Below are 3,743 nucleotides of genomic sequence, written 5' to 3' on the forward strand. Positions count from 1 at the left end.
GCATCATGGCGTGCCTCGGCCTCGCCGGTGCCCGCGCCTACGCCGCGCTCACCGCCGCGCAGGAGGTCGCGCTGGATGCGCCGCTCCTGCTCGACGGCAACTACGACTGGCTGAGCCCGTCGATCCAGCACCGTGCCCGTGTGACCACGCGGATCAAGGCCGATCGCGACTGCGCGTCGGTGGCCGCGGCATCCGTCATCGCCAAGGTGCATCGCGACCGGGGCATGCGCAGCGCGCACGACGACCTGCCCCTCTACGGCTGGGACGAGAACAAGGGCTACTCGAGCCGAGGGCACTTCGCCGCCCTCGCCGAGCACGGCCCGAGCGCCCTGCACCGGCACACGTGGCTCCACGAGCGCCCCGAGGAGGCGCCGGCGCTCTTCGACCTCGGCGTAGGATGAATCCCGATGGATGAAGACGAGTTCGAAGACTACGACCGCGAGGTCGAGCTGGCCCTGTACCGCGAATACCGTGACATCGTGTCGCAATTCCAGTACGTGGTCGAGACGGAGCGGCGCTTCTACCTCGCCAACGAGGTCGAACTGGTGCGCCGCGACACCGAGCACGACTTCTACTTCGAGTTGACCATGAAGGACGTCTGGGTCTGGGACGTCTACCGTGCCGACCGGTTCGTGAAGTCGGTGCGCGTGCTCACGTTCAAGGACGTGAACGTCGAGGAGCTCGCGACGCGCGAGTTCGAGCTTCCCAAGGAGCTCGCGCTCGACGAGTAGCGCTCGGGCCTTCCCGCGACGACGGCCACTGCGGTCGGCCGGCGGAGGACCATGCTGACGTCCACCTTCGTCGGCGACTCGTCCTCGACACCCTGACTGCTGCCGCCCGCGGCCACGAGGCGGTCGAGACCGCTCCGGCCGGATGGTTCCGCCATCACGCTGGTCGCGGAGGTGGTGCTGGTGGCCCACAATGCGGAACTCGGTCGGCGCGGCGAACAGCTCGCGGTCGACCATCTGGAATCGCGCGGGATGCGCGTCGTCGCCCGCAACTGGCGATGCAGGCTCGGCGAGATCGACATCGTCGCGCGCGACGGGAGCGACACGGTCGTCGTCGAGGTGAAGACCCGCACGTCGCAGGACTACGGTCATCCGTTCGAGGCCATCACGCCGATCAAGCTCGCTCGGCTGCGCCGGCTCGCGATCGCCTGGTGCGAGGCGACGGATGCCCCGGTCGCGCGTCTCCGCATCGACGCGGTGGCCGTGCTCGCACCGACCGAGGCGCCGGCGCTCATCGAGCACCTCGAGGGGATCGGCTGATGCCCGTGGCACGCACGCGCTCCATCGCGCTCCTCGGCCTCACCGGCTCGGTGGTCGAGGTCGAGGCCGATCTCTCGTCGCAGCTGCCCGGATTCGTGATCATCGGCCTGCCCGACGCGGCACTGACCGAGGCTCGCGAGCGGGTGCGCTCCGCCGCCGTTAACGCGGGGTGCCCGCTCCCGCAGCGCAAGCTCACGGTCAACCTCTCGCCCGCGGCGCTGCCCAAGCACGGGTCCGGGTTCGACCTGGCGATCGCCATCGCGTGCCTTGCGGCCGCCGGCGAGGTCTCGGTCGATTCCGTCGATCGCGTCGTGCACCTCGGGGAGCTCGGCCTCGACGGTCGGCTCCGTCCGATCGACGGCATCCTGCCGGCCGTGCTCGCCGCGGTCCGGGCCGGCCATGACACCGTGATGGTGCCTGCCGCGAATGCCGCCGAGGCGGCGCTGGTGCCGGGCGTCGAGGTGATCGGCGTCTCGTCGCTGCTCGAGGCGGCGATCCGCCACGGCGGCGACTACGAGGAGCAGGCCGTCGAGGCCGTGCCCGCGATCATCCGGGGAGACGACGGCGAGCCCCTGGTCGGCGACCTGGCGGACATCGCCGGGAACGGCGATGCGGTCGAGGCCCTGATCACGGCGGCCGCGGGCGGGCACCACCTCTTCCTGCTGGGTCCACCGGGGGCCGGCAAGACCATGCTCGCCTCGCGGCTGCCGGGCATCCTGCCCGACCTCGATTCGGATGCCGCCCTCGAGGTCTCGTCGATCCGATCGCTCTCCGGTCGGCCGTTGGGCGCCACGCTCTCGGTGCGTCCGCCGTTCGAGGCTCCCCATCACACCGCATCGGCCGCGGCGATCGTGGGCGGCGGGAGTCGGGTCATCCGCCCGGGCGCGGCCGCTCGCGCGTCGCACGGAGTGCTCTTCCTCGATGAAGCGCCCGAGTTCGCCTCGACCGTGCTCGACGTGCTCCGCCAGCCGCTGGAATCGGGCACCATCTCCATCCACCGGGCGAGCGCGGTGGCATCGTTCCCGGCCCGCTTCCAGCTCGTCATCGCCGCCAATCCCTGCCCGTGCGGCCATCACGGCGTCGATGACACCAGTTGCACCTGCTCACCGGTCGTGCGCCGCCGCTACCTCGCGCGCATCTCCGGCCCGCTGCTCGACCGCATCGACCTGCAGATCCTGGTTCCCCGCATCACGACCGCTGGGATCCGCGTCGCGGCCGATCTGCCGGGGTTGTCCAGCGCCGAGGCTCGAGTGCGCGTCGACGCGGCCCGCGCGATCGCGCGTGAGCGCCTCCGGGCGACGCCCTGGCGCACGAACTCCGAGATGCCCGGGCCGTGGATGCGCGGCGCCGGTCGCCTCCACCCCGGGGGGCGCGCGAGTGCCGCGCTCGATCGGGCGCTCGAGCGCGGCGGCATCACGATGCGCGGATACGACCGTGTCCTCAAGACCGCGTGGACGATCGCCGACCTCGACGGGGCCGCCGCCCCGACCGCCGAACACGTGGGCCGGGCCTACTTCATGAGGAAGGGCATCAACGCATGACGCGGTTGCAGCAGGCGGCCGACCGATCGGCCGCGGAGTTCGCCGCCGTCCGCACCGGCGGGGAGCCGACGCTCGAGGCGTTCGCCCGGGCCGTCCTCGGCCTCGTTGCGGAGCCCGGTGACGGCGTGCTCGGCCGGGTGGTCGGAGCGATCGGAGCGATCGACGCGGCCGAGTCGCTGCTGGCCGGTCGCTCGGCCGCCGACCTGGTCGAGCGGGTCGTGGGGGCTGGAGGCGACCTCGACGAGCGCGAGGCGACGGCGGGACTCGATCGCTGGTCGCCACGGCTCGATCACGGGTCGTTCGTCCGCTCRCTCACCCAGGCGGCTCGTGTCGGGGCGGTGCTGCTCACGCCCGACGACCCCGCGTGGCCGCGCGGCGTCGACGAACTTCACGTGCATGCACCGCTCGGTCTCTGGGTGCGGGGGCGAGCCGACGCGCTGTCGTCTGCACGCTCCACGATCGCCCTCGTCGGCGCGCGCGCGGCGACGGGCTACGGCGAGCACGTCGCCATGGAGGCTTCGGCCGGGCTCGTCGACCGTGGCTTCACCGTGGTCTCGGGCGGTGCCTACGGCATCGACGGCATGGCGCATCGCGCCGCGCTGGCGAGCGACGGCACGACCGTCGCCTTCCTCGCTGGCGGAGTCGACCGGTTCTATCCGCTGGGGCATGAATCCCTCCTCGCGCGCATCGTGCAGACCGGGGCGGTGGTGTCGGAGCTGCCCTGTGGTGCGGCGCCGACGAAATGGAGGTTCCTGCAACGCAATCGCCTCATCGCCGCCGCGAGCGAGGCGACCGTCGTGCTCGAAGCCGGGATCCGTTCGGGATCGCTCAACACGGCCGGGCACGCGGCCGCGCTCGGCCGCCCGCTCGGAGCCGTGCCGGGGCCGGTGACGAGTCCCGCCTCGGCCGGATGCCACCGCCTCCTGCGGGAGTT

General features: G+C 72.2%; 4 protein-coding genes and 1 pseudogene. All 5 read left to right on the plus strand.

Going from position 1 to position 3,743, the window contains the following annotated elements; translation table 11 throughout:
- Positions 1-401, plus strand: a pseudogene (locus AC1DY2_RS17030) (ribonuclease HII); the annotation flags it as partial.
- A 6-nt stretch (positions 402-407) separates the two neighbouring features.
- Positions 408-731, plus strand: coding sequence for a DUF2469 family protein (locus AC1DY2_RS17035; RefSeq protein WP_129522552.1), 324 nt, complete (start codon positions 408-410; stop codon positions 729-731).
- Positions 732-911: 180 nt separating this feature from the next.
- Positions 912-1,268 (plus strand): YraN family protein, encoded by a 357-nt coding sequence (locus AC1DY2_RS17040; RefSeq protein WP_476763492.1) that lies wholly within the window; start codon positions 912-914, stop codon positions 1,266-1,268.
- Positions 1,268-2,809, plus strand: a complete 1,542-nt coding sequence (locus tag AC1DY2_RS17045) for a YifB family Mg chelatase-like AAA ATPase (RefSeq protein WP_476763493.1) — start codon at positions 1,268-1,270, stop codon at positions 2,807-2,809. The genes AC1DY2_RS17040 and AC1DY2_RS17045 overlap by 1 nt, the downstream gene beginning before the upstream one ends.
- Positions 2,806-3,743: DNA-processing protein DprA (gene dprA / locus AC1DY2_RS17050; RefSeq protein WP_476763494.1), on the plus strand; the 938-nt coding region annotated here is incomplete at its 3' end. The genes AC1DY2_RS17045 and dprA, both read left to right, overlap by 4 nt.

The organism is Agromyces sp. P1_H4 (assembly GCF_056405255.1).

Excerpts from the sequence above, each read along its gene's own strand:
- AC1DY2_RS17035 (WP_129522552.1), top strand. The coding sequence starts at position 408 with ATGGATGAAGACGAGTTCGAAGACTACGACCGCGAGGTCGAGCTGGCC.
- AC1DY2_RS17045 (WP_476763493.1), top strand. The coding sequence starts at position 1,268 with ATGCCCGTGGCACGCACGCGCTCCATCGCGCTCCTCGGCCTCACCGGC.